At 38.7% G+C, this 23,905-nt stretch carries 26 protein-coding genes and 1 other annotated feature; of the genes, 5 read left to right on the forward strand and 21 right to left on the reverse strand.

The window, feature by feature from the left end:
• The first annotated feature begins 176 nt into the window (after positions 1-176).
• Entirely contained in the window at positions 177-545 is a 369-nt protein-coding gene (locus HCK02_RS09005; protein ID WP_167629792.1) for a YxeA family protein, read from the forward strand.
• A gap of 44 nt (positions 546-589) precedes the next feature.
• Here the strand turns inward: HCK02_RS09005 and tyrS are convergent, their stop codons facing one another.
• The 10 genes from tyrS to HCK02_RS09055 form a co-directional block, all read right to left on the reverse strand.
• Complete coding sequence (gene tyrS, locus HCK02_RS09010; RefSeq protein ID WP_167629793.1) at positions 590-1,846, reverse strand: tyrosine--tRNA ligase; 1,257 nt, start codon at positions 1,844-1,846, stop codon at positions 590-592.
• Between the two features lie 58 nt (positions 1,847-1,904).
• Positions 1,905-2,099: a binding site (T-box leader), on the reverse strand.
• A 58-nt stretch (positions 2,100-2,157) separates the two neighbouring features.
• Entirely contained in the window at positions 2,158-3,156 is a 999-nt protein-coding gene (gene ccpA / locus HCK02_RS09015) for a catabolite control protein A (protein ID WP_167629794.1), read from the reverse strand.
• A 248-nt stretch (positions 3,157-3,404) separates the two neighbouring features.
• Positions 3,405-4,490: a bifunctional 3-deoxy-7-phosphoheptulonate synthase/chorismate mutase gene (locus HCK02_RS09020; protein ID WP_167629795.1), complete on the reverse strand. Its 1,086-nt coding sequence runs from the start codon at positions 4,488-4,490 to the stop codon at positions 3,405-3,407.
• A gap of 203 nt (positions 4,491-4,693) precedes the next feature.
• A complete protein-coding gene (locus HCK02_RS09025; RefSeq protein ID WP_167629796.1) occupies positions 4,694-5,200 on the reverse strand; it encodes a YtxH domain-containing protein in 507 nt (168 codons plus the stop codon).
• Between the two features lie 28 nt (positions 5,201-5,228).
• Positions 5,229-5,684, reverse strand: coding sequence for a DUF948 domain-containing protein (locus HCK02_RS09030; protein WP_167629797.1), 456 nt, complete (start codon positions 5,682-5,684; stop codon positions 5,229-5,231).
• A gap of 327 nt (positions 5,685-6,011) precedes the next feature.
• Entirely contained in the window at positions 6,012-7,358 is a 1,347-nt protein-coding gene (gene murC / locus HCK02_RS09035) for a UDP-N-acetylmuramate--L-alanine ligase (protein WP_167629798.1), read from the reverse strand.
• 244 nt (positions 7,359-7,602) lie between these two features.
• Positions 7,603-10,026, reverse strand: coding sequence for a DNA translocase FtsK (locus HCK02_RS09040; RefSeq protein WP_167629813.1), 2,424 nt, complete (start codon positions 10,024-10,026; stop codon positions 7,603-7,605).
• Between the two features lie 257 nt (positions 10,027-10,283).
• A complete protein-coding gene (ytpR, locus tag HCK02_RS09045) occupies positions 10,284-10,904 on the reverse strand; it encodes a YtpR family tRNA-binding protein (protein ID WP_167629799.1) in 621 nt (206 codons plus the stop codon).
• A gap of 6 nt (positions 10,905-10,910) precedes the next feature.
• On the reverse strand, positions 10,911-11,702 hold the full coding sequence (locus HCK02_RS09050) for a DUF1444 domain-containing protein (RefSeq protein ID WP_167629814.1): 792 nt from the start codon (positions 11,700-11,702) through the stop codon (positions 10,911-10,913).
• Positions 11,703-11,721: 19 nt separating this feature from the next.
• Positions 11,722-12,033: a thioredoxin family protein gene (locus HCK02_RS09055; protein WP_167629800.1), complete on the reverse strand. Its 312-nt coding sequence runs from the start codon at positions 12,031-12,033 to the stop codon at positions 11,722-11,724.
• A gap of 137 nt (positions 12,034-12,170) precedes the next feature.
• On the opposite strand from HCK02_RS09055, the gene HCK02_RS09060 reads away from it, so the two are divergent.
• Positions 12,171-12,614: a YtoQ family protein gene (locus tag HCK02_RS09060; RefSeq protein WP_167629801.1), complete on the forward strand. Its 444-nt coding sequence runs from the start codon at positions 12,171-12,173 to the stop codon at positions 12,612-12,614.
• 27 nt (positions 12,615-12,641) lie between these two features.
• On the opposite strand, the gene HCK02_RS09065 is transcribed toward HCK02_RS09060, so the two are convergent.
• Together HCK02_RS09065 and HCK02_RS09070 are read right to left on the reverse strand one after the other, a co-directional pair.
• Positions 12,642-12,821: a hypothetical protein gene (locus HCK02_RS09065; RefSeq protein WP_167629802.1), complete on the reverse strand. Its 180-nt coding sequence runs from the start codon at positions 12,819-12,821 to the stop codon at positions 12,642-12,644.
• Positions 12,814-13,887 carry a M42 family metallopeptidase gene (locus tag HCK02_RS09070; RefSeq protein WP_167629803.1) on the reverse strand — a complete coding sequence of 358 codons (1,074 nt, stop codon included), beginning with the start codon at positions 13,885-13,887 and terminating at the stop codon, positions 12,814-12,816. The genes HCK02_RS09065 and HCK02_RS09070 overlap by 8 nt, the downstream gene beginning before the upstream one ends.
• A 170-nt stretch (positions 13,888-14,057) precedes the next feature.
• Between HCK02_RS09070 and HCK02_RS09075 the strand changes: the two genes are divergently transcribed.
• Positions 14,058-14,369, forward strand: coding sequence for a PepSY domain-containing protein (locus tag HCK02_RS09075; RefSeq protein WP_115752475.1), 312 nt, complete (start codon positions 14,058-14,060; stop codon positions 14,367-14,369).
• Positions 14,370-14,459: 90 nt separating this feature from the next.
• Here the strand turns inward: HCK02_RS09075 and HCK02_RS09080 are convergent, their stop codons facing one another.
• The 9 genes from HCK02_RS09080 to HCK02_RS09120 form a co-directional block, all read right to left on the reverse strand.
• The gene (locus tag HCK02_RS09080) at positions 14,460-14,702 is read right to left on the reverse strand and encodes a metal-sensitive transcriptional regulator (protein ID WP_167629804.1); all 243 of its coding nucleotides are present in this window, start codon (positions 14,700-14,702) and stop codon (positions 14,460-14,462) included.
• Positions 14,703-14,839: 137 nt separating this feature from the next.
• Positions 14,840-15,670, reverse strand: coding sequence for a YtnP family quorum-quenching lactonase (locus HCK02_RS09085; protein ID WP_167629805.1), 831 nt, complete (start codon positions 15,668-15,670; stop codon positions 14,840-14,842).
• A 52-nt stretch (positions 15,671-15,722) separates the two neighbouring features.
• Positions 15,723-16,379, reverse strand: a complete 657-nt coding sequence (gene trmB / locus HCK02_RS09090) for a tRNA (guanosine(46)-N7)-methyltransferase TrmB (RefSeq protein WP_167629806.1) — start codon at positions 16,377-16,379, stop codon at positions 15,723-15,725.
• Positions 16,380-16,387: 8 nt separating this feature from the next.
• Complete coding sequence (locus HCK02_RS09095) at positions 16,388-17,164, reverse strand: phosphotransferase family protein (protein WP_167629815.1); 777 nt, start codon at positions 17,162-17,164, stop codon at positions 16,388-16,390.
• Between the two features lie 214 nt (positions 17,165-17,378).
• On the reverse strand, positions 17,379-18,845 hold the full coding sequence (gene mdrM / locus HCK02_RS09100) for a multidrug efflux MFS transporter MdrM (protein WP_167629807.1): 1,467 nt from the start codon (positions 18,843-18,845) through the stop codon (positions 17,379-17,381).
• A complete protein-coding gene (locus tag HCK02_RS09105; RefSeq protein ID WP_167629808.1) occupies positions 18,842-19,279 on the reverse strand; it encodes a MarR family winged helix-turn-helix transcriptional regulator in 438 nt (145 codons plus the stop codon). Before HCK02_RS09105 ends, mdrM begins: the two co-directional genes overlap by 4 nt.
• Before the next feature lie 165 nt (positions 19,280-19,444).
• Positions 19,445-20,314, reverse strand: coding sequence for a D-amino-acid transaminase (gene dat / locus HCK02_RS09110; RefSeq protein ID WP_167629809.1), 870 nt, complete (start codon positions 20,312-20,314; stop codon positions 19,445-19,447).
• A gap of 84 nt (positions 20,315-20,398) precedes the next feature.
• Positions 20,399-21,811, reverse strand: a complete 1,413-nt coding sequence (gene pepV, locus HCK02_RS09115) for a dipeptidase PepV (protein WP_167629816.1) — start codon at positions 21,809-21,811, stop codon at positions 20,399-20,401.
• Between the two features lie 91 nt (positions 21,812-21,902).
• Entirely contained in the window at positions 21,903-22,313 is a 411-nt protein-coding gene (locus HCK02_RS09120) for an NUDIX domain-containing protein (protein ID WP_167629810.1), read from the reverse strand.
• Between the two features lie 105 nt (positions 22,314-22,418).
• Here HCK02_RS09120 and HCK02_RS09125 point away from each other — a divergent pair, with 105 nt between their 5' ends.
• Complete coding sequence (locus HCK02_RS09125) at positions 22,419-23,255, forward strand: NAD(P)H-hydrate dehydratase (protein ID WP_167629811.1); 837 nt, start codon at positions 22,419-22,421, stop codon at positions 23,253-23,255.
• 16 nt (positions 23,256-23,271) lie between these two features.
• Positions 23,272-23,787 (forward strand): P-loop NTPase family protein, encoded by a 516-nt coding sequence (locus tag HCK02_RS09130; protein ID WP_167629812.1) that lies wholly within the window; start codon positions 23,272-23,274, stop codon positions 23,785-23,787.
• Positions 23,788-23,905 lie beyond the last annotated feature (118 nt).

Here is a 23,905-nt window from a genome sequence, read left to right on the forward strand (position 1 = left end):
CAAAGTTTTTCACTACTTTGTCTACAGTCTGAAATCGTGCTATAAAAGCAAGATTCTTTTCTTTTTTAAATGACAAATTTGTAAGATCTCTTTATTGATTTGTCACCTACAGCGCATGAATTTGCTTGGGAAATCCTTTATACTATAACTATCTTATAAAGAAAGAAGGCCAAACAATGAAGAAAATGATTACTGTAATAATCATTGTAGCCGTCATCATCCTTGGACTCGCATTTTCACTGGGCTATTATTTTACAAATTATAATCATATTGGAGCTGAGGATTACTACGTTGCCATTGAAAAAAACGGCAAACCTATGACAGAAAGAGATTCAAGTGGCAAAACTTTGACTGACTATGAGTATACCTTAACCGGCTATGACGAAAATGGAAAAGCCAAACAGCTCAAGTTCACTGCTCAAAAAAATTTACGCGTCGGGGCTTACTTGCACATCTACTATAAGAAAGATAAAGGGGTAACCTCTTATGAAGAAGTTGCCAAAAAAGAACTGCCTAAAAAAGCAGCAAGCCAGTTAAATAAATAGAAAAAGAAGGAGCGCTACAATAAATTAGCGTTCCTTCTTTTTCATTAATAACGAACTAAAAAGTATTTCTTTTTCCCTCTGCGAACAATTGTAAAGCGATTTTCGATCCTGTCAGCTTCTGCGACTACTTTTTCCAAGTCCTGAACACGTTCTCCGTTAAGATAAATCGCCCCGTTTGAAACATCTTCACGCGCTTGACGCTTCGACGGCTCGATTCCAAGTTCCACCAAGAAATCCACTAGATTCTTTTCTTCCTTTTTACTTGTAAAGCTTGGAACATCTTTAAATCCTTGCTCAATTTCATCTGCAGTCAAATCGCGAATGTCTCCGCTAAAGAGAGCCTGTGAAATTTTGATAGCTGTATCAAGGGCTTCTTTACTATGAATAAACTTCGTCATCTCAGCTGCTAGTGTTTTTTGCGCTGCCCGAAGATGTGGTTCTTGTTCAACTTGTTTAGCCAGATCAGCAATCTCTGCTTCTGTTAAAAAGGTAAAGTATTTTAAATATTTCACAACATCACGATCGTCCGTATTCAGCCAAAATTGGTAAAACTCATATGGCGTTGTCTTTTCCGGATTAAGCCAAATAGCGCCACCTTCTGTTTTCCCAAATTTGGTTCCATCAGCTTTCGTGAGAAGTGGAATGGTAAGGCCAAATGCTTTTGCATCTTCTCCTTGCTTTTTGCGAATTAAATCCAGCCCTGCCGTAATATTCCCCCACTGATCAGATCCACCAATTTGCAAGCGACAATTATGAAATTCATATAAATGGTTGTAATCCATTGCTTGAAGGATTTGATAAGCAAATTCCGTAAATGAAATTCCTGCTTCTAACCGACTTTGAACAATATCTTTTGCAAGCATGGTATTGACATTAAAACTTTTCCCGTAGTCACGTAAAAAATCAAGAATGGATAAATCTTTTGTCCAGTCATAATTATTAACCATCGTAGCTGCCGAATTTCCATCAAAATCAAAGATTTGCCCTAGTTGAGCTCTCAGTCCTTCAACATTTTTATTAATCTGTTCAAGCGACTGAAGTTTACGCTCCTCTTTCTTTCCACTTGGATCACCAATGGTCCCAGTTGCTCCCCCGACTAAAATAATCGGCTTATGTCCCGCATCTTGAAAGCGACGCAAAATCATAAATGGAATTAAATGTCCAATATGCATGGAATCGCCTGTCGGATCAATCCCACAATAAAGTGAAATGGACTCTTTTTCTGTTAAATCTCGTAATCCACTTTCATCTGTTTGTTGATAAATAGCTCCGCGCCATTCTAGCTCATCAATAATATTCATCAAATTCCCCTCTTTCTTGTTTTTAAAATAAAAAAAGCCCTCCGCTCTTATAAAAGAGCGAAGGGACGTGTTTAAACGTGGTACCACCCAACTTTTTCAACTTCATTCAATAACGGCAAACCCGTTCACGCCATTTCCTGCGTGACATGACTCCAGGATGTAATTCAATCCGTTTATATTTACCGATTTGCAGCAACCACCGGCTCTCTAAAAAAGGGATAAACAGTCTACTTCGTCCGTTCCTCGTCATTTACATTATTAAGTTATAATCTATTTATAGCACAAAATTTTTCGATTCGTCAAGCTACAATTTATTTCGTCGTGCCTCGAAGTTTCTCACTATGTGGGAGAACCACTGTTTTTTCGTCAACTTCTTCACTGGTCATTAATTTCGTCAAAAGACGCATTGCAACAGCCCCAATGTCATAAAGCGGTTGTACAATCGTGGAAAGTTGCGGACGGCTCATCAGCGTAAGTTTAGTATTATTACTTGTCATGATTTCTAATTCATCAGGAACTTTGACACCCGCATCTAGCGCTGTGTTTAAAATTCCAATTGCCAGCTCATCATCTGTAACAATAACTGCATTTGGTCGTTTATCCAACTGGTTTAATTGTTCAAAAGCGCGAACTCCAGAATTATAATCATAATCTGCTTCAATGACATAGTTTTCATCATAACTAATGCCAGCTTTTTTTAGAGCTTCTTGGTACCCTTTTAACTTAAGTTCACGATTCACAGGCTCTTCAAGCGAACCTGTTACAAAAGCAATTTGCTTATGACCGTTTTGAATAAACAACTCTACTGCCGCTTTCGTTGCTTCTAAGTAGTCAATATTAACCGAAGCTAAGTTCTGTTCCATATCAATTGCTCCAGCGAGTACAACAGGCACAGGAGAACGATTAAATTCTTCTTGTAGTTGTTCTGTAATCTTCTCGCCCATATAAATAATTCCATCCACTTGTTTACCTAATAAGGTATTTAACACCTGCAGCTCTTTATCCTCATTTTCATCAGAACTGCTCAAAATAATATTATACTTATACATTGTCGCAATATCTTCAATTCCTCGCGCAAGTTCCGCATAAAACACATTGGAAATATCCGGAATGATAACACCAACTGTTGTCGTTCTCTTGCTTGCAAGACCTCTTGCCACCGCATTTGGACGATAGCCTAATTGATTAATAACATCCAATACTTTTTTTCGCGTAACGGGCTTCACATTTGGATTCCCATTCACTACTCGAGATACTGTTGCCATCGAAACATTTGCTTCGCGTGCCACATCATAAATTGTTACATTCATCTCTTCTCACACTCCATACCATTGATAATTAAAGAAAAAGCTCCTTACTCTGTGTAACCGTCATCATTTAACCTTTCTTCCTATAATACGACACTTTGAGCTGTTATGCAATTGAAACCGTTTCTGTTTTTCATAAATTTTCATACCAAATACGCATGAAACACTCATTTAAAAAGCCTTTTTAATATGAAATCGTTTTCTTTTTAGATTATAAAAAGAAGCTGCTTAAAAAGCAACTCCTTTCCAATTTACTTAGTTTTAGCTGGAAGAAGATTCGAAGCCAAAATTTCTTTCCAAAATAAGTCGAATTCTGGCAAATTCATTTGTTGCGCAGCATCTGACAAAGCAACAGCGGGATCAGGATGTACTTCTGCCATAACGCCATCTGCTCCGATTGCAAGAGCAGCTTTTGCACAAGGAAGTAATAAATCTTTACGCCCAGTCGAATGCGTTACATCAACCATTACAGGAAGATGGGTTTCCTTTTTCAAAATAGGAACAGCAGAAATATCCAGCGTATTTCGAGTTGCTTTTTCATACGTACGAATGCCTCGTTCACAAAGAATAATTTCGCCATTTCCTTGTGACATAATGTATTCAGCTGCACCAATAAATTCTTCGATTGTTGCCGATAACCCACGTTTTAATAAAATCGGCTTATTCACTCTCCCTGCTTCTTTAAGCAGCTCGAAATTTTGCATATTTCTTGCACCAATTTGGATTACATCCACATAGTCAAGTGCTGGCTCGATATCTTTTGGTGTAACAATTTCGCTAATAACGCCTAATCCGTATTCATCCGAAATTTGTTTCAAGATTTTTAAGCCTTCTAATCCAAGACCCTGGAAATCATAAGGACTAGTTCGCGGTTTAAATGCTCCGCCTCGAATCAGTTTTAGTCCTTTGGCACGAATGGAATCAGCTACAGCAGCCACTTGCTCATAAGATTCGACAGAACACGGCCCAAACACGAAAGCAGGTTCTCCGTTTCCAATTTCAATCCCATTTACAGAAACAACTGTATCTTCTTGTTTGTTTTTACGAGAAACAAGAAGTGCTTTCGAATGATCTTCTTCTTGAAGTTCAAGTCCCGCTTTAAAGATCTCTTTAAATAAATGTTCAATGGTTGAATCTTCAAATGGCCCATTGTTTGCTTCCACAATTTGATTGAGCATCTCACGTTCCCGAACTGGGTCAAAACGAAGCGACCCTTGCACACCTTTTAATTTTCCGATTTCTTGAACAAGGTTTGCTCGCTTATTAATTACAGAAAGTAAGTCTAAATTTAATTGATCTACTTGATCGCGTAATGTATCCAAATTGTTATTCACCATTTCTCCGCCCTTCTTTTCCACATCAATAATTATCCTTCATTATAGATGATATTTATAGATTTGTCACCATTTCTTTTTAACTTAAACGCTTTTAAGTGATAAAGTATAGCTGTTAATTATTATGGTAACATTCAATCGCGATTGGTGCAAGCATAAAAAACGTGGTAAGCTCTAAAGCTTACCACGTTCGTAGCAAAATTTGATTATTTTTCAACGATTTTCTTAGTTTCTTCTTTGCCTTCTTTTACTGTTTGTTTCACTTCTTTTTTTGCTTTATCTGAAGCATCACTTACAGTGTCAGAAGCATCTTTTAAATCTTCTTTTACATTGTCAACAGCTTTTTCGATCGCTTCTTTATCTTCTTCTTTGTTTTTAGAAACGATATCTTTCACGTTTTTGCCTTGTTTGGAGATGCCACCTGCAATTTGTTGCGATTTGTCTTTCACAACATTAGCGAAATCGTTCGCAGAATCTTTTAATTGACTTGATTTGTCTTTTGCTACATTACCAATTTCAATTCCTTTTTCATAAGCAATATCTTTCCACTCGGATCCTTTTTCTTTTAATACATCAACTTGATCATTTAAGTCCCCGCGTAGTTCTTTCCCGGATTTTGGCGCTAGTAATAGAGCCGTAACCGACCCAATAATTCCGCCGATTAATCCACCAATTAAAAAGTCTTTTACATCTAAACCATCTTTTCCAGACATTGTACATTCCTCCAGTTTTAAAAAATAATTAAAGATTTGATTCCTCTTCAGCTTCTTTTGCTGCCTGCTTAGCCACTTTACTTGCTTTCAATTTATCTTTAAAAGCGAGTAGAGAATGGCTAACAGAAATAGCTTGCGCTACTTTTTTTTCATTTGCTGAAACTTTATTCGTTGCAAGGGTTGCAAGTTCACGAACCGACTGACTGAGTCCAAGCAGTGAAGTTCCAACATCTCCAATTGCATCAAAAACTGGATCAACTTTTGCAACTTTTCCGTTTACATCGTCTAACAAGCTATTCGTTTTATCGAGAAGTTGTTGAGCCTCTCCGGAAATCCCTTGCAGTTCACTGGTCATTTTTTCAACTGTTTTGGCCACTTCGTTCATTGTCTGTGATGCTGATTTTAAAGTTTTGCTTAAGTAAATGGCGATGACTAATAGAGCAATTGCCGCGATAAGTGCAGCAACGTATAAGATAACAATCATTTACTCCCACCTCCGTATTCTTGATTCTTTACCCCATCGAGCGATATGTAAAACGTATTAAACATACAGAAGGGTATGCTTACTAACAACATTGTAGCAATTTTACAGGTAAAAATAAAATGAAATGAATTTTTATACGCTCAAGAGCTGGATGATTTTTATGTTTTCTTGAATAAAACACGTTATTTCAAACTAAAAGCTGTTCAATTTAAGTTTTTTGCACAAAATGAACATAAAGAAGCCACCTGAGCCATATTTTTGAATGTTGTTCGAAATATAAAAAAGCCACCCTATTCTAAAAATAGAGAGTGGCTTATGTTTTTAGTTTTAAAAAGCAGCTTTTTCATTTACTTCTGGATAGTCTTCGCGATTGTCGAGAATTTTTTCATAGGCAGCTTGGAATTTTTGAACGTCACCAGCACCCATGAATAAAATCACGGCATCATCGTATTGCAATAATTCTTCTGTATGCTGCTCTTGGATCACATGTTTACCTTTGGTTTTACGAGCTAAATCAAAGATCGTCAAATTCCCAGCTTTTTCGCGAGCAGAACCAAAAATATCGCAAAGATAAACTTCATCAGCCAAATTTAAACTATCGGCAAAGCCTTGCAAAAACGCTTGTGTTCTTGTAAAAGTATGGGGTTGAAAAACAGCTACTACTTTTTTATCAGGATATTTCTGGCGTGCAGCGTTAATTGTTGCACGGATTTCAGATGGATGATGCGCGTAATCATCCACTAAGGTTTGATGCGCCTTTTCCGTAATGCTAAAGCGACGTTTAACCCCTTTAAAGGTTTTAAGTTCTTCTTTTACTTCGTTCATATCTAAGCCTTCTAGGTCACAAAGAGCGATAACGCTGAGGGCATTCATGACATTGTGATCGCCATAAGAAGGAATTTCAAAAGTTCCAAGCATTTCCCCATGGTAATAAGCATCAAATGTGGTCCCAGTAGTTTTTTTGATAACATTCGTTGCTCGGTATTCATTTTCTTCACCGAAGCCATAGTAAATCACTGGAATCGAAAGCGCCTCTTTCAGTCTTCGAAGCTGAACGTCATCGCCTAAAGCGATTATTGCTTTCTTCACTTGTTTGCCGAGCGATTCAAAAGCACTAAAAACATCATCTACACTTTTGAAGTAATCAGGATGATCCCAATCAATGTTTGTCATAATGGCATAAGTAGGTCTGTATGCAAGAAAATGGCGTTGATATTCACAGGCCTCAAGCGCAAAATACTCGGCGTTTTTATTTCCCTTTCCTGTTCCGTCTCCAATGAGATAAGAAGTTGGGCGGATGGATTCTAAAACGTGTGAAAGAAGTCCCGTTGTTGAAGTCTTCCCATGTGAACCTGTAATGGCAATACTTGTGTAGTCTTCAATTAGCTGGCCTAAAAATTTATGATAACGAACTACAGGCAAGTCCAGCTCAAAAGCTTTTGCAATTTCTTCATGCGTGTCCGGAAAAGCGTTTCCTGCAATAATTGTCAAACCTTCATGAATATTTTCAGCGCTAAATGGCAATATTTTAATTTCTTTTTCTTCTAATGCTTTTTGTGTGAAAAAATATTTTTCAACATCACTACCTTGCACAGTAAAGCCTTTATCATATAAAATTTGTGCTAACGCGCTCATACCAGCGCCTTTAATTCCAACAAAATGATAAACAGTCATTGTTTTTAAGCCCCCATTTTTTTCCTTTATAGAAGAGGGTGTCTAAATTTTTTAGACATCATCTTACTTTTTATGTCATATTCAATTATCCAAATTATGCTTTCAAGTCAAATAACCAATCTTATTATAGCACTTTACCTAGAAATAGAAAATAATTGTTTCAAATCACGGAAAAAGGCTTAAGAATATGACAAAGAAAACGTTTTAAAAGTAGAAAAACAAATCATCAGTAGTGCCATAAGTACTAGATCCCAGAATCATTTCCTCGAAGTTTTTCTAATTGTTCACGCGTGATAATGACATCCCGTGGTTTGGAACCATTGGTCGCTGAAACAATTTTTTGCCGCTCCAAGCTTTCCATGAGCCGAGCTGCTCGATTATAACCAATTCTAAAATGTCTTTGAAGTAAAGATGTCGATGCCGCATTTTGTTCCATCACAAAATCGCAAGCGGCAGAGAAGAGTTCATCTTCGTCTTCGCGAAGCACTTCTTTAGCAAGATCCTCTTCTTGAAACATGTAGCGAGGTTCTCCTTGTTCTCTAACAAAACGAACAACTGCATCAATTTCCTCATCGCTAACGAAAGTTCCCTGCAAGCGAACGGGTTTACTTACACCACTTGGCAGAAAGAGCATATCCCCTCTTCCGAGCAGCTTTTCTGCTCCTGAGCTATCAAGTATCGTCCGTGAATCAATGGAACTGGATACAGAAAAAGAAATCCGTGTTGGAATATTTGCTTTGATCAGTCCAGTAATAACATCAACCGAAGGACGCTGTGTCGCTACAATCATATGAATCCCGCAAGCACGTGCTTTTTGAGCAATTCGACTAATGGATTCTTCCACATCGTTTGGTGCAACCATCATCAAATCGGCTAATTCGTCAATTACAATTAAAATATAAGGGAGTTTTTCTCCAGAATGTTCCGGATGATTAGCTAGTTCGTTATATTTTTCAATGTTTCTGACACTCGTATGTGAAAAGAGCTCATAACGTCGCTCCATTTCCGTAACAGCCCATTTTAAGGCAGCTGTTGCAGCTTTCGCATCCGTAATCACTGGGCTAACCAAGTGCGGAATCCTATTATAAGGAGCGAGTTCAACCATTTTCGGATCAATTAATAACAACTTTAATTCATCTGGTCGTGCTTTATACAGCAAACTTACAAGCAAGGAATTAATACAAACACTTTTACCAGACCCTGTCGCCCCAGCGATTAATCCATGAGGCATTTTTTGCAAGTCTGTTGCAATCGCTTCACCGGAAATATCTAAGCCTAGTGCAGCTGTAAGCGGCGAAGGATTGTCTTGGAAAATTGGTGCTTTCATAATTTCAGAAAGCATAACGGGTCTGCTTACAGGATTAGGAATTTCAATTCCTACCGTACTTTTCCCAGGAATCGGCGCTTCAATCCGAATATCTTTAGCAGCTAAGTTTAACTTAATGTCATCGCTTAAATTCGTGATTTTGCTTACCTTGACACCTTTTTCGGGTTGGACTTCAAATCGCGTAACAGCAGGCCCCTGAGTTCTCCCAACAACATGTGCGGCTACATTGAAATTTTGCAGGGTTTCATTTAAAAGGGCTTCTTCTTGGTCTAACCACTCTTTATCATGACTTGAAATCACTGGTGGATTTAACAAATTGAGTGGTGGATAGTGATAAGATCCGACTACCCTATTCTCAGCTGCTAGAGCTTCACTAGAAGATCGCCTGTGCACATCTGTTTGTTCTTCAGAATCTAAATTTTCTTCTTTTTTTGGGTGATCTTGATTGACCATCAAAACATTAAAGGGAATGTGCGACTTTTTAACTTCTTTTTTTGGTTGGAATTTCTTTTCCTGTGTAGTCGAGCTCTCAATCTGTTCTTCCTGAACTTGAGGTTTTTTAACAGCCAAAGCTTTAAGCTCTTCTGGCTCCTCAACCGAATTTTCTTCTACTAAATCCTGACTCGTTAGATCAAAATCAACATTTGCTACGTTTTCTTCTATAAACGCTTGCGACTCATGAACGAGCTCTTCGCCTTTCAAATGTAGATTTTCATCTTTAGGAAGCTCCTCCACCATAACAGAGCTAGAATGCTCTTCAGCAGTCATTTGCAATGTGAAATCGTCTTCTGTGTTTGAATGCTCATTTCGAGGCTCCAAAACAGCTTCTTCTGTAAGTAAACGAATTTGAGGATCATCTGCTTCATTTTGCACGGAGTTTTCATCAAGGTTAAACTCAAAGCGACTTGGCCGTCTTTGAAATGCAAAAACAGGCGAAGGAACTTCTGTAGGGGTAAATGGTGTTTTTTTAACTTCTGGTTGTTTTACCTCTGCAACTTCTTTCGTCACGTTTTTTTCTGATCTTTTTGGCGAGGCTTCAATATTTACATTCACTCTTGGCGCCGCGTGTTCTCTTTCGTCCGGAATTAACGGGAAACGAAACTGTCCTTTTGGATATTGATAAGCCATTTTCGTTTCGACTATTTTCCGTGAAGCCGTTCGTTTAGCCGCTGAACGTACATTGTTTGTTGTTTTATTTTCTTTTTTTGCAGGAATCGTATGATTTTGCCTTACTAATTTGGGTACGTCCTGTTGCACCTCTTTAGTTTTTACTTTTTCTTCTGTTCGTCGTTCTTCTTCCATTTCCATGTCCCCGAAGAAGAAGTTCTTTAACCATCCCATCATTTATCACACCTAAAATCAAATTCTTCTGTTTGATTCTATCAAAGAAATTTCAATTAAGCTATCATCATCTCCTTCAAAACTCAAAAACCAAATTCTAAAGCATGCTAACCCCTTGCTATGAATGGCTTCTTCAGAGCGATAATTTAAAGTTATACCTGGCATCAGAAGGCTTTTTAAGTACAATTCGAAGACACATTGTATACACATTAAAACAAAAAAGAAACGCCTTTAATTAGGCGTTTCTCAAAATTTCATTAAAAGGATACAGAAAATACAGAACCAGTTTCAGCACTATCATCCAAAACTAAAATTCCTTTTTCTTGCGGCGCATCAGGAATAGCTAGTTCTCGAGCAGCACAAAGCATTCCGAACGAATCTACTCCTCGTAAATTCGAAGGCTTAATCAAAAGTCCACTTGGCATAACCGCTCCGACTTTAGCGACAACTACTTTTTGTCCTTGTGCAACATTAGGTGCACCACACACAATTTGAAGTTGTTCCCCTTCTCCTACATCTACTTGGCAAATGCTTAACTTATCTGCGTTTGGATGCTTATCTAGTTCACTTACATAGCCAACAACAAATTTAGGAGATAGATCCACATCAAGTTGCTCGCTAAATCCAACGTCTTGTATAATACGATTCAGCTCCTCGACAAACGCTTCAGTAAGTTCTACTTTACCATTTGCATTCAATGAAAAATGCCGAGATGCATGAAAAATATTAAATCCGCTGAGTGCCTTTGTTTCTTCATCAAAAATTTTTACTACATCACCTTTTGTTTCAAATGCACGATGCTCTCTTATGATTTCTTGAATAGAGACAATTAATGTATCGCCTATTCCCTTTTCATTATAAAATACATTTACTATCAAGACTTTCTACTCCTTCGGTCTGTTTTTTGCCATAATAAAGATCGGTTCTAGTTTACCATCATTATACACAAATGGCAAAGTAGTGATAGGCACCACGCCTTCTGCGAAAAATTGCATAGTCATATGCGCCATTACATCAAAACCCGTCTCATTTTGAATATCTGCTAAAATTAATACATCAGCATGCGGAACAGCAACGACCATCTCACCTGTTAGTTTCGCTCGCATTTCAGCAAGAAAAGACTCATTTAAGAGGCGACTCGCATCATAACCATCATTCAATCGAACAAAATAAAAATCATTTTCCGAAACGCGATCTTGATGGTAAGAAACAGGAAGGCTAGCTAAATGCGCCAGCGCCTTTTCAGCGAGTGCAGCTGCAGAAATTCCGGCATCTTGTAGCATTTTCTCGGTAATAAAATGATAAGCCTTTTCTTGGTCGATAACGAAGTAAATGCTAGTTTCGGCAGTATGTTCACGAACCAAAAATTTCTCGCCCGTTTTTGTTTCTTTTGGAAATGAACTGGAACGAATCACAGGATAAACCGCTTCTAATGAGGCTTTTAAATCTGGCTTCGAAAGCGAGGCGCGTAGTCCTTCGTTCACATAATAAATCACTTTTTGAATGGCTTCTTCGCCGTCTTCTTCAAATCGTGCAATGACTTGCGGCAAGGAAAGCGTTACAAGCTTACCACCTTCTCGAACAGTGAGGCGGTCTTTTTCATGATCGAACGAAAACGAGCGGTTAGCTTTTTCAAGCTGCTCCTCGAGTTTCGCTTTCATCACAAGTGAAGTCATTTTCAATTCGATTACCTCCCTACAGCGCAGCTAAAAAGTCATTAATTTCTTCTTTTGTTTTTCGATCTTTGCTGACAAAGCGACCAATTTCTTCGCCTTCTTCATAAGCTAAAAAGCTTGGGATTCCAAAAATAGCAAGCTCTGCACACAAATCAATAAACTCATCCCGATCCACATGAATGAATTTAAAATCATCGTTTTCTTGTTCGATTTCGGGCATAAGAGGCTCGATAAAACGGCAATCTCCACACCAATCCGCACTAAACATAAAAACTACTTTTGAATTATCTTTCAATGTATTAAACTCTTCAACTGATTTCAATTGTTCCACGATAAACGCTCCTTCACTTTTCTTCTCATTAAATCCTATCTAAGAAATCGCCTTTCGTCCAGAAATCCGCTCGCAATCAAACCATTTGAAACGCTTTCATTTTTTGTTTATGATGGGGAAAAAGGAGTGAATTCACTATGTCTTATCACATTTATCTTGCCGGCGAAATTCATTCGGATTGGCGCACAGAGCTTGAAAAACAAATCAGTGAAGAACTAAATATGGAATTCATTTTTTCTGGTCCACAAGAAAATCATGAAAAATCAGATGCAATCGGTGAAACCATCCTTGGAACACAGCCAGATTTGCTGTACCGAGATATCCAGTCTTCTAAAATCAACAACTTACGAACGCAACTCTTCTTAAGGAAAGCCGATTTAGTCATTGCATTTTTCGGCGAAAAATTTAAGCAATGGAATACAGCTTCGGACGTTTCGCTTGCACTCGCTAAAAACAAACCTGTCATTTTGATCCGGCCAGAAAATTTACATCATCCATTAAAAGAGCTTTCCGAGCGAGCAAACGTAACTGTCAATACAATTCCCGAAGCTGTCCAAGTTTTAAAGTATATATTTGATTAAAAAATGAAGTCTTCCATCTGGAAGACTTCATTTTTTAGCCGTTCTCGAATTGAAATACGCAGTTACAGAAACTAAAATCCCCGCTATAAGCGCCGTTAGCATCCAGCCCCATTCTAGCTTCGTTACACCAGTGACATTTAGTAAAAAAGCTAGAACAGATGAAAAAATAAGTAAAATGCCCACTTTCCCATCCGTTCGTTTAAGCATTATTTATAATCGTTTCGAACGTAGACTGATCTAGCGTGCGGACAAGCGTTGTGATCATTTCTTTAGCTGCACTATAATCGTCGATGTGTAGTATCGAATTAGACGAATGAATGTAACGTGACGGAACGCCAATAACAGCACTTGGAATCCCGTTTAGCGATGTATGTACTTTACCGGCATCTGTACCACCAAGTGAAATAAAGTACTGATAAGGAATTTTATTTGTTTCTGCTGTATCAAGCAAAAATTCGCGCAAGCCTCGGTGCATAACCATTGTACGATCGTAAATACGCATCAAAAACCCTTCACCAAGCTGCCCAAACTCTGTCTTATCCCCTGTTAAATCATTAGCAGGGCTTGCATCAAGCGCAAAGAAAATGTCTGGTTGAATCATATGAGCACTCACGCCTGCTCCTCTAAGTCCAACTTCTTCTTGCACGTTTGCACCACTAAAAAGTGTATTTGGTAATTTTTCACCTTGAAGAGCTTTCAAGAGTTCGATAGCAAGCCCCACCCCATAACGGTTATCCCAGGCTTTCGCCATGATTTTTTTAGGATTAGCGAGCGGCGTGAATTCAGAAACTGGAACAGCAAATTGTCCAGGTCGAATGCCAATTTTTTCTGCATCTTCTTTCGAATCGGCTCCAATATCAATCAAAAGATGCTTAGGATCGGTTGGCTTGGAGCGCTCTTTTTCGCTCATCAAATGCGGGGGAACGGAAGCAATCACTCCAATTGCTGGACCGTGGTCCGTCATAATCTGCACGCGGCTCGCTTGTAAAACTTGCGGGTTCCAGCCTCCAAGTGTTTGAAAGCGCAATAATCCTTTTTCGGTAATTGACGTAATCATGAAGCCAACTTCATCCATATGGCCCGCCACAAGCACCCGAGGTCCATTTGCATCTCCTCGTCTCACACCGAAAATACCGCCTAAACGGTCTTGTATCACTTCGTCAGAAACAGGTTCGATTTCTTGGCGGACAAAATCGCGGATTCGAAATTCATCGCCAGAAGCGCCTTGTAATTCTGTTAATCTTTTAAAAAGTGCTAAGGTATCTTTATCCAACATAACCCACCCTTTCTATATCTTTATTAGTATACCAAACTTCTTTCGGCAATTCACGTTTTGGAAGCGTCATCTTTAATTGCTTTTACTGATAAAAAAGTATAGTATAGAACTACGCAAGTAAAAGCTTGCCGTTTACTTTACATAAGAAAAGCTAGGGAGGAAAGATTATGGACTGGAAAGCTTTCGTAGCAGGCGCTTTTGCTGGAGCTGCTGCAGGACATTTTGTGTATCATTACGTGATTGATGATCGCGAAATTTCTGGAGATGCTATTTTGGAAAATGTGAAAAATGCCTTTAAAAAAGAAGGACCGATTGAAGGTTCTTGGATTCAACTAAAAAAACAACACTACAAAAAATATGCGATTGACACTTTTGTTTATCATGGTGGGATTACTGCGATTCGCGAAGGTGAGAAAAAGCAATTCGAATTTATTGCAGATGCGAAAACCGGAACGATCATCGATATTTATCTTACTTGAGTAAAAGAAAAGCAGAAATCTTGGAAAAACCATCTAAAAATGGTTTTTATCCGAGGTTTCTGCTTTTTTCTAGTCTTGTAGAGTTTTGCTTTAGCGAAGAAAGGCATCTATTTTTTCATGTGCTGTTTTTAGATTTTCTTCTGGAACGAGTTCAATCAATTGCTCTTTCAACAATTCCTTCTCCGCTCCTTGAAGTGCTTTCTGGATCGCTTTAACTTGGATCATCACATCCGCCTCATCTTGCCCTTCTTGAATCATTTCTTTCACTTTACGGACGTGTCCCTCTATTCGAGCAAAGCGGTTAGCAATGGCTTGCTGTTTTTTACGCTCCATATATTACATACCCCCATAATGTATATAGAATTATATCCCCCTACAAGGGTTATTGAAATAAGTCTATATCATAGTTTTTAACAAGTCAACATCTTCCCTAGAGAAATACCCAATAAAAAAAGCCCGAAATCGGGCTCTTAAATAAGAATGCTATCCACTAATTCACCAGCTGGACTCAGTTTGATAGCGCGATATTTGGCATCATGATAAAACAAAAACCAACTATTCCCGTCCATCCATTTTTCAAATAAAGCTTGCTTTTGAAAAATACTGTCCATTGGGTAATCATCGAATGCGGTTACCCATAGTACATTTTGATGGGCATGTGTAGGAAAGATGTCTGCCATGTGAATGGCTTTTTCCCCACCAGATGAAAATTCAATGACTGCATGCCCAGCGCTGTGACCGCCAGTGTGAATCATTTTGATTCCCGAAATGGGTTCGATTTCTCCTTGATAAGTGACAACCTGATTAGCAATCGACTCCCAATTTTCCTTCCAATAAGTTGCTTTTGAACGAACATTCGGCTCACGCATTTCGTTCCATTCGGTTTGCTCAACAAAAATTTGAGCGTTTGGGAAAATAGAATAATAGTCACCTGCTTCCCTTTTTCCAGTAAGACCAAGCACATGATCGTAGTGCAAATGTGTCATCAGTATAATGTCAACGTCCTCTTCTGTTAGCTTTTTTGCGTGTAAATCAGCATGGACGTTCGACTCTTCAGCCACACCAAAATTGCGCCATTGTTTTTCTGTTAATCGATTGTTGCCAATACCAGCATCAATCAAAATATTTTTTCCTTGAAATTGCACAAAAATCGGATCCGTCCGCGTTGGAACTAAGTTTTTTTCATTCACGGGATATTTTTTCGACCACAAGGCTTTTGGGACAACTCCAAACATAGTTCCACCATCCAAGTGAAGTTCGCCACCTCTTAGCCAGTCAATTTTCATCTCACCTAATTGCATCTTAAATCCCCCTTAGTTAACATAATATCATTATAGAAAAGAAGCTGCGAAATTACAGCTTCTGTTTTTCTCTATCAAATTGTGCTTCTAAACGATAAATCGGAAAACCTTTTTGCGAAAATTTTTCTTCATATTCGGTTTGAATGTTGCCCTCAAAGTCACTGTTATGCAAATCAAGTGACACATACGTAAGAAGTAAGCCATATGCGGAAAAAGCCTGTAGAGAATATTCAAATAGTCCACGATTGTCTGTTTTAAAATGAATCTCCCCTGTTTTTGCTAAAATATTTTGATAAATGTCTAGAAACTTCGGATTGGTCAGACGCCGCTTTGTGTGGCGCTTTTTAGGCCATGGATCGGAAAAATTCAAATAAATTCGCGCTACTTCTTCCGGCGCAAAATAATCTTCTAATAATGCTCCATCCACTGAAAGAAGCCGTACATTCGAAAGATTCTTTTCTAACACTTTATCTAAAGCTGAGATAAGTACACTTTCCACCACTTCAATTCCAATATAGTTAATTTCTGGATGTGTTTCTGCCATGCCAGAAACAAAACGTCCTTTACCAGACCCGATTTCAATATGGATCGGGTGATCGTTACCAAATAACTTTTGCCAATTTCCTTTGTGCTGAGCTGGATCCGAAATGCAAATTTCCGGATGATTTTGCAGCTTTTCTTTTGCCCAAGGTTTATGTTTTACTCGCATGAATACTTTTACACCTCATTATCTTTTACAATCAAATCTAACAATTCATTTGCTTTTTGTTGTTCAACTTGGCTAAGCTTCCCTTCTCCAAGACGATGCAACGTTTGAAAAAGAGCGTACCATTTTAATTTGCGATGCCATTTTTTCGAATAGGTACCTCCATATATCTCAAGCCAGTTTTTCCAATTTTCTTGTGGTACATACTGATAAAGAAGCATCGAAACATCCATTGCAGGATCTCCGAGCATTGCTCCATCCCAGTCTACGAGGAACAACTCTCCCTCACTAGAAATCATCCAGTTGTTGTGATTAATATCTCCATGACAAACGACTCGAATGCCATCTTCTATTTGTTCCAAGTTCTGCTCTAAATAGTGAATGGCTTCTTGTTCTGTTTTTGTCTGTCTTGGAAAAATAGATTGATGATTTTGGAACATATCCAGAGGAGAAAAACTTGCTTCTTCCATTTTAAGTAACATTTGCTTTAGTTTATCAGAATGATGGATTTTAGAAAGAAGGTGAGCTACCTTACTGTCCTCCATTTCAGCTGTCGATAACACTCGCGCATTGATCCACTTTTGGGCAGTAATAACATCTCCATTTTCAACACGACGAGTCCATTTAAGCTTAGGAACAATATCAAGTGCAGATAAGGCAGCTAAAAAAGGCGAAGAATTCCGTTTCAGAAAGAATTTTTCGTCTTTATGTTGAGCGATAAAAGCTTGTCCTGTATCTCCACCAGCAGAAATTATCTCATATTCAGTTCCAAAGAAAATATCTTCCATCATTCAACACACCTTTTTGTGAAATCTTCCATCCACTTCTTTTGCTTTATAGTGTCGCTAAAAAGATTTTACTTCGCAAACGGGTTGAAGTCAAGCAGTCATACGTTCGGGGATGTATAAAAGAATCAAAAAGTAAATTAAAATCGCGCTTTCATGCCTTTTACTGTTTACAAAAAAAGACGTACCTTTTTTCAAGATACGCCGTTTCTTTCGTTTATTTCGTTTCTTTTTTTACAATCGGTTCCATTCCGTTTGAATTTTTGCGAAGGAACAGAGTTAACACGCAAGCCACAATGCTAGAAATCGCAGCTACCATAAAAGCAATTTCAATTCCGTGGACAAGGACGTGATTCGCAATCTGTTCTTTCGTTTTACCGACAACATCACTTGCTGTTAATGTTTTAGCAAAGGAAGCGGAACTTTTTGACATAACCGTGATTAATGCTGCTGTCCCAATTGAGCCTGCGACTTGTCGCATCGTATTAAACATCGCAGATCCGTGGGAAGCCATGGAAAGTGGTAAAGCATTTAAAGCGGCCGTTTGAAGAGGCATCATAACCATGGCCATACCACTTGCTCGAATCGTTTGGACAATCATAATATACATAAGTGTCGTTGATTCATTCATATTCGTAAACATAAAAGTAGTTACAGCCATGATAATAAGACCAATGAGCGAGAGATATTTCGCACCAAATTTATCGAATAATACACCAGTCACGGGAGACAAAACAGCTGTCATAAGCGCTCCCGGAAGTAGTACAAGACCCGAATCAAGCGGCGAGAACCCTCGTACATTTTGCAAATAAATTGGTAGGAGAAGCATTCCACCAAAAAGACCCATTACAACAAAGAAACTAATAATCGTTGTCAATGTAAAAGTGGCATTTTTAAATACTTTAAAATTAAGTAACGGCGTTTCGCGTTTTCCTTCATAAAAGACAAAAATAGTAAGAGTTATCATACCAAGTAAAATGAACCCAAGTACATTTACTGTAAGCCAGTCATGGTCCCCAGCGTTACTGAAACCAAGCAACAAACTACCAAAACCAATGGTCGAGAAAACAACTCCCCAAAAATCAAGTTTTGGAAATGTGCGCTTACCAACATTACTCAAAAGAAACGCAGCGACTACTACATCTAAAATCGCAAAAGGAACGATTAATAGAAATAAATCGCGCCAATCAAACTGTTGCACGATCCAACCAGAAAGCGTTGGCCCAATGGCGGGTGCAAAGTTCATTGCAAGACCGATCAGTCCCATTGCCCTACCTCTTCGTTCAAGTGGAAATAAATTTAAAACCACGACAGTAAGTAGTGGCATAACGACACCTGCTCCAATAGCTTGAATCATCCGACCAGCAATTAACATCAGATAATTAATAGCGAGTCCACCTACAATAGTTCCAATTGCAAATGTGATCATTGCAAAAAGATATAATTGTCTAGTTGTAAAACGTTCAATTAAAAAAGCTGTAGTCGGGATCATAACGCCGTTTACAAGCATAAATCCTGTAGAAAGCCATTGACCTTGACTTGCTGTAATATTGAAATCTTTCATAATGCTTGGCAAAGCAACATTCATTAATGTTTGATTGAGGATTGTGACAAACGCCCCCATCAACATCACGATTAAGATTCCATTACGTTTAACTCCTGCCGCATGAGCTTTCATATTCATTCTTTGATCCCTCTCTCTAAAATTTTTATGATATGCTTGTGAGTATCTAACATGGATAAAAGGGTATCTTCACCAAGTTCGAGAAGCGGCTCAAGTCGATTAAAAAATAAGGCATATGTTTCTGCGGACTTTTGCTCCCCAAGCTTTGTTAATTCGAGATTTAGCGTACGCCGATTCTCCTCAACACGATTTCGCATTAAAAAACCCGCCCTAACAAGACGGTCAACAATTCCAGAAGCGGTACTTTTGGAAACTTTCATGCGTTCCGCTAGTTCGCCTAGCGTCAAATGCGGCTCGCGTTTTAATGTGCTTAACGCAATCAACTGTGCAGTTGTGATTTCTTTTTTATCGGTCTCCTCTGATAAGATCTGATGCGTCTTTTTTGAAACCTCTCGAAATGATAACACAATTTCACGAATCAACTTTTCATCCATGTTCTTTCCTCCTTTTAGATAGTTCGCTTCCGAATCGTTCGCATACGAACTATCAGCAAAGTTTATTATACGCTTCTCAACTTTTGATTGTCAACCCTTCTGAACGCTGGAAGCGCATCCAATTTTGAGCATAAAAAAAGAGAAGGTTTCCCTTCTCTTCTAAATTTAGCGAACGGATACAAATTCGCCACAAGCCTTAACAATTTCAGCTTCAAATAACTCGTGGACTTTTTTCGTAACCGGACCTCTGCTTCCTGATCCAATAACTGTGTCGTCTACTTTTGTAATTGGTGTGACTTCAAGTGTTGTACTTGAAATAAAAACTTCATCAGCAGTATTTAAATCTTCAAGTGAGAAGTCTCTTTCTTCGACAGGAACGCCACCTTTTTCCGCCGCATCAAGAATCACTTGGCGGGTAATACCATTTAAAATCAAGTTATCTGCTGCGTGCGTGAGTAAGACGCCATCCTTCACGATAAATACATTAGAAGCAGAACATTCCGTAACTGTTCCACCACGATGTAAAATCGCTTCTAAAGCGCCAGCTCGGTGTGCTTTGTTTTTGGCCAAGATGTTTCCAAGTAAGCTGATACTCTTGATGTCGCAACGTAACCAGCGAATATCTTCATTGGTTATCGCGGTACCACCCTCTACAAAAAGTGCTTCATTTCGTGGAACTTCTCTTGCAGAAGCTGTTAAGATACCTTCAAGCGGAAAATCGTCGGGGATAATATGATTTCTCGGGATTTGGATGCCTCGTGTTACTTGCAAGTAAATGTTTCCTGTATGAATGTCGTTTTCTTTTGCAAGGCTTTGTAGCAAGTCTCGTAAAACATCCTTTGAGTAAGGAATGACAAGTTCGATCTTGGCTGCGCTTTCGTATAACCGATCAATATGCTCATCGAATGTGAAAAACTGACCGTTATAAAGACGAACTACCTCATAGACCCCGTCTCCAAACTGATAACCACGGTCTTCCATATCAATAGCAACATTTTCTCGATCTACGATTTTATCATTGACTAATACTTTCATCTTCGTCACTCCTTAAATTTAATAAAAGACTGCTACAGGTGAAAAAAAGCACCCGCAGCAGTAAAATTTTTCTTATTATACCCTTTATTTTGCCAATTTGTAAAGAGCTTCTGCATAAATAGCTGTGGCTTTTAACAAATCGTCAAAGTAACTGAATTCATCTTTTTGGTGCATCGTGTCTTCACGGCCTGGGAACAATGCACCAAAGGCAACTCCCGTTTCAAGGTGACGTGCATAAGTTCCGCCACCAATAGCTAGAAGAGTAGCTTCTTCACCTGTTTGCTCCGTATAAACTTGTTGCAAAGTTTGAATAAGCGGGTGGTCTTCTGGAACAAATAATGGTTTAGAATCATCATAATGAGTATATTCACCATTATATTCGAAAACAACTGTTTCCATTTTATTTTTGAGTTTATCCATATCAGCTGTTACTGGATAACGGAAATTAAGCCCAAATGTTCCGCCGTCTTTTGCATCGTAGCGTAAAATACCAACATTCATCGTCAGTTCGCCACTTTCTTTATCTTCATAATTGATTCCAAGTTTTGTTGCTCTTGAATCATTGAAAAGATAATCTCTTCCAAAAGTTACAAAGTCACGTGCTGTTCCAGTTAATTCAAATTTTCCAAGGAATGCAACAAGGAGAAGTCCTGCATTTACGCCATTGTTTGGTTCCATGGCATGGGCCGATTTCCCAACGATTGAAAGTGTGACGTTTTTCTCTGTTACACTAAAATCACCTGTTACCTCATGACTTTTAAGGAAATTTTCAAATTCTTGTTTGAGACCATCATTATCTTGAACTTCACTCAAGATAGCTTTGGCATGGTCAGGAACCATATTGTACCTTGCTCCTGATTCTAAAGATTCAAGCTTGAAGGCTTCGTAGCCATCATTTTCGCTCTTTTTAAAAGAAACATCTAACTCTGAAATCCCTTTTTCAGCATGAATAATTGGAAACTCAGCGTCTGGAACAAATGCCATTGTCGGTTGTTCTTCTGTTTCAAAGTAGCGTTCTACACAACTCATACCACTTTCTTCATCTGAACCAACGATCACACGAATTCGTTTTGAAATTGGAAGTCCAAGTTCTTTTAGGATTTTAAGCGCATAGTAACCAGCGACTGTTGGGCCTTTGTCATCGGCAACTCCGCGAGCAAAAAGTTTTCCATCTTTTAAAACAGGATCAAAAGGATCATTTGACCAGCCGTCACCAACAGGCACAACGTCAACATGGCCAAGTACGCCAACAAGTTCTTTGCCTTCACCGTATTCAATGTGTCCGGCAACATTTCCTACTTCTTTTGTTGTAAAGCCGTCTTTTTTACCTAGCTCGATCATGTAATCTAGTGCTCTTTTCACATCTGGGCCAAATGGAGCATCAGCTGTTTTGGCACTGTCATCACGAACGCTTGGAATACGAAGTAAACCTTCTAAATCCTTTAGAAAATCCTCTCTTCGTTTTTCAACTTCTTCTTGCCAGTTAATTTCGCTCATATATTTCATTCCTTCCATCATTAACTTCTGCCCTTCCATTGTACCCCCTTTTTCCAAGTGTGAAAAGCAGAAACTGTTTATTTGGACTTAATTATTTCATAAATTCAATAATTGAATCGAAATCCCAATGACTCATCCATTTACTGTAAGCAATATCAAGCTCACTCAGTCCTTTTTCAGAAAAAGGAAGCCATTTATAAGCTTGATGTTCTTTCGATAGCTGAATCCTATCTTTTCCAGAGATTTTCACTAAATAAAAAATGCCCGTCATTTGATAATCAGGAAAAACCATATTCCACGTATCGTATAAAGCGAGTTGAGTAATATGGAGTCCTGTTTCTTCAAACACTTCACGAACAAGACACTCTCTTTGCGTTTCACCGTATTGTATTTTCCCACCCGGTAGATCATAGACTTCTTGTGCTATTTCTGCTTTTTGTAACCCGAGAAAAGAATTTCCTTGAATAATAACGGCTTTCACTGCAGGAATAACAGGTTTCATTTTACAATCCCCTCCTTTTTTCGATAAAATGAAGTTGAATGATTAAATTGATTGTAACGCGCGCATTTTAGAAAATCCAATCTTTGCAAAGGAACGTGAATTTAAATGAAAAAAATCACGCCAAAATCCATTAGTGGCTTTATCACAAAGCGAGACGATGAAGGCTACAAAAATTTATACGGTAAAGTTTTGATCGTTGCTGGAAATGAAATGTATGGGGGCGCTGGAATTCTTGCGGCACAAGGTGCTGTTTATAGCGGCGATGGACTTACAACGCTTGCAAGCCATCCAGTAAATCGTTCGGCTCTTCATGCGCGACTTCCTGAATGTATGTTTTTAGACTGGACAAACCACGACGAATTGGTTCGTTTACTTCCAACTTTTGATACGGTTCTCATTGGACCGGGACTTGGACTTGATGGCGAAGCCTACCGACTAATGGAGATTGTTTTAAATGGAGTCAAAAAAGAACAAAATCTTATTATTGATGGGGATGGGATCACTCTTTATGCAAAAGAAGATTTGCCAAAACCACTTGCTTCTTTATTTTTCACTCCGCACGCTGGTGAATGGGAACGTCTCGTGAAGTGCACACCAGATGCTGAAAATAATCTTGAATGCGCGGAACAACTTCAAGCTGTCGTCATTTTAAAAGGACATCGAACAAAAGTTTATGCAAGCGGTGAAGTTTGGTTGAATATGTATGGTTCAGCTGCGATGGCAATAGGAGGCATGGGAGACACGCTTGCAGGAATTATTGCAGGTTTGATGAAACAAGCCTGTTCTCCACTTTGCGGCGTTTTGGCGGGCGTTTTTTTCCACAGTTACATTGGAGATATCTTAGCCAAAAAACATTTTATTGTTTTGCCAAGCGACATACCAAAGGAACTCCCCTATTATTTGAAGATCTTTAGCGAGATGTCCGATACGTCTTATCCTTGATGAGGAGGGAATTTACATGCCAAAATTAAACATCATTGGACCTCCTGGGTCTGGGAAATCAACGCTTGCTCGCAAACTTGGAAAAGCGATTCAGATTTCGCCCACGCATCTTGACACACTTTATTTTAAGCCTGGCTGGGTTGAAACTTCAAAGCAAGAATTATGCGAAAAAGTACAGCAATTGATCTTGGAAAAGGAAGACTGGATCATAGAAGGAAATTATACAGCAACTTGGTCAATGCGTTTTATAGAAGCTGATCTAACGGTTTTTCTCGATTTGCCTAGGTATACTTATTTTTCCCGAGTATTAAAAAGAGGTTTGTTTAACCTTGGTAAAGTACGTCCTGATTCTGCTCCTGGTTGCCCTGAACGGATTGATTTTTCTTTTTACAAGTATGTGCTGGACTATCCGAAAAAGCGAGTGGACATTTTAGAGCGGCTAGCTGAGATTCCAGATGGGAAACGAATTGTTCTACAAAGTAAGCTTGAGATTGAGCGGTTTTTAATTGAGTACAGTGAGTCTAGTAGTTGAAGTCTAAATATGGCAAAAAGCTTTCGTGCTAAGCACGAAAGCTTTCAGACTGTCGAAAAACGCCCATCCCTCCATGAGAAAGAAGAGGGATGGGCGTTTTTTTCTATAAAAATGGAAA

This window comes from Listeria valentina, assembly GCF_011800755.1.
Taxonomy (GTDB): Bacteria; Bacillota; Bacilli; order Lactobacillales; family Listeriaceae; genus Listeria; species Listeria valentina.

What these genes read in the sequence shown, in the direction of transcription:
- HCK02_RS09005 (WP_167629792.1), top strand. Translation starts at nt 177, where the DNA reads ATGAAGAAAATGATTACTGTAATAATCATTGTAGCCGTCATCATCCTT.
- tyrS (WP_167629793.1), bottom strand. Translation starts at nt 1,846, where the DNA reads ATGAATATTATTGATGAGCTAGAATGGCGCGGAGCTATTTATCAACAA.
- ccpA (WP_167629794.1), bottom strand. Translation starts at nt 3,156, where the DNA reads ATGAATGTAACAATTTATGATGTGGCACGCGAAGCAAATGTTTCGATG.
- HCK02_RS09020 (WP_167629795.1), bottom strand. Translation starts at nt 4,490, where the DNA reads ATGGTGAATAACAATTTGGATACATTACGCGATCAAGTAGATCAATTA.
- HCK02_RS09025 (WP_167629796.1), bottom strand. Translation starts at nt 5,200, where the DNA reads ATGTCTGGAAAAGATGGTTTAGATGTAAAAGACTTTTTAATTGGTGGA.
- HCK02_RS09030 (WP_167629797.1), bottom strand. Translation starts at nt 5,684, where the DNA reads ATGATTGTTATCTTATACGTTGCTGCACTTATCGCGGCAATTGCTCTA.
- murC (WP_167629798.1), bottom strand. Translation starts at nt 7,358, where the DNA reads ATGACTGTTTATCATTTTGTTGGAATTAAAGGCGCTGGTATGAGCGCG.
- HCK02_RS09040 (WP_167629813.1), bottom strand. Translation starts at nt 10,026, where the DNA reads ATGGGATGGTTAAAGAACTTCTTCTTCGGGGACATGGAAATGGAAGAA.
- HCK02_RS09050 (WP_167629814.1), bottom strand. Translation starts at nt 11,702, where the DNA reads ATGACTTCACTTGTGATGAAAGCGAAACTCGAGGAGCAGCTTGAAAAA.
- HCK02_RS09060 (WP_167629801.1), top strand. Translation starts at nt 12,171, where the DNA reads ATGTCTTATCACATTTATCTTGCCGGCGAAATTCATTCGGATTGGCGC.
- HCK02_RS09065 (WP_167629802.1), bottom strand. Translation starts at nt 12,821, where the DNA reads ATGCTTAAACGAACGGATGGGAAAGTGGGCATTTTACTTATTTTTTCA.
- HCK02_RS09075 (WP_115752475.1), top strand. Translation starts at nt 14,058, where the DNA reads ATGGACTGGAAAGCTTTCGTAGCAGGCGCTTTTGCTGGAGCTGCTGCA.
- HCK02_RS09080 (WP_167629804.1), bottom strand. Translation starts at nt 14,702, where the DNA reads ATGGAGCGTAAAAAACAGCAAGCCATTGCTAACCGCTTTGCTCGAATA.
- HCK02_RS09085 (WP_167629805.1), bottom strand. Translation starts at nt 15,670, where the DNA reads ATGCAATTAGGTGAGATGAAAATTGACTGGCTAAGAGGTGGCGAACTT.
- trmB (WP_167629806.1), bottom strand. Translation starts at nt 16,379, where the DNA reads ATGCGAGTAAAACATAAACCTTGGGCAAAAGAAAAGCTGCAAAATCAT.
- HCK02_RS09095 (WP_167629815.1), bottom strand. Translation starts at nt 17,164, where the DNA reads ATGGAAGATATTTTCTTTGGAACTGAATATGAGATAATTTCTGCTGGT.
- mdrM (WP_167629807.1), bottom strand. Translation starts at nt 18,845, where the DNA reads ATGAATATGAAAGCTCATGCGGCAGGAGTTAAACGTAATGGAATCTTA.
- HCK02_RS09105 (WP_167629808.1), bottom strand. Translation starts at nt 19,279, where the DNA reads ATGGATGAAAAGTTGATTCGTGAAATTGTGTTATCATTTCGAGAGGTT.
- dat (WP_167629809.1), bottom strand. Translation starts at nt 20,314, where the DNA reads ATGAAAGTATTAGTCAATGATAAAATCGTAGATCGAGAAAATGTTGCT.
- pepV (WP_167629816.1), bottom strand. Translation starts at nt 21,811, where the DNA reads ATGAGCGAAATTAACTGGCAAGAAGAAGTTGAAAAACGAAGAGAGGAT.
- HCK02_RS09120 (WP_167629810.1), bottom strand. Translation starts at nt 22,313, where the DNA reads ATGAAACCTGTTATTCCTGCAGTGAAAGCCGTTATTATTCAAGGAAAT.
- HCK02_RS09125 (WP_167629811.1), top strand. Translation starts at nt 22,419, where the DNA reads ATGAAAAAAATCACGCCAAAATCCATTAGTGGCTTTATCACAAAGCGA.
- HCK02_RS09130 (WP_167629812.1), top strand. Translation starts at nt 23,272, where the DNA reads ATGCCAAAATTAAACATCATTGGACCTCCTGGGTCTGGGAAATCAACG.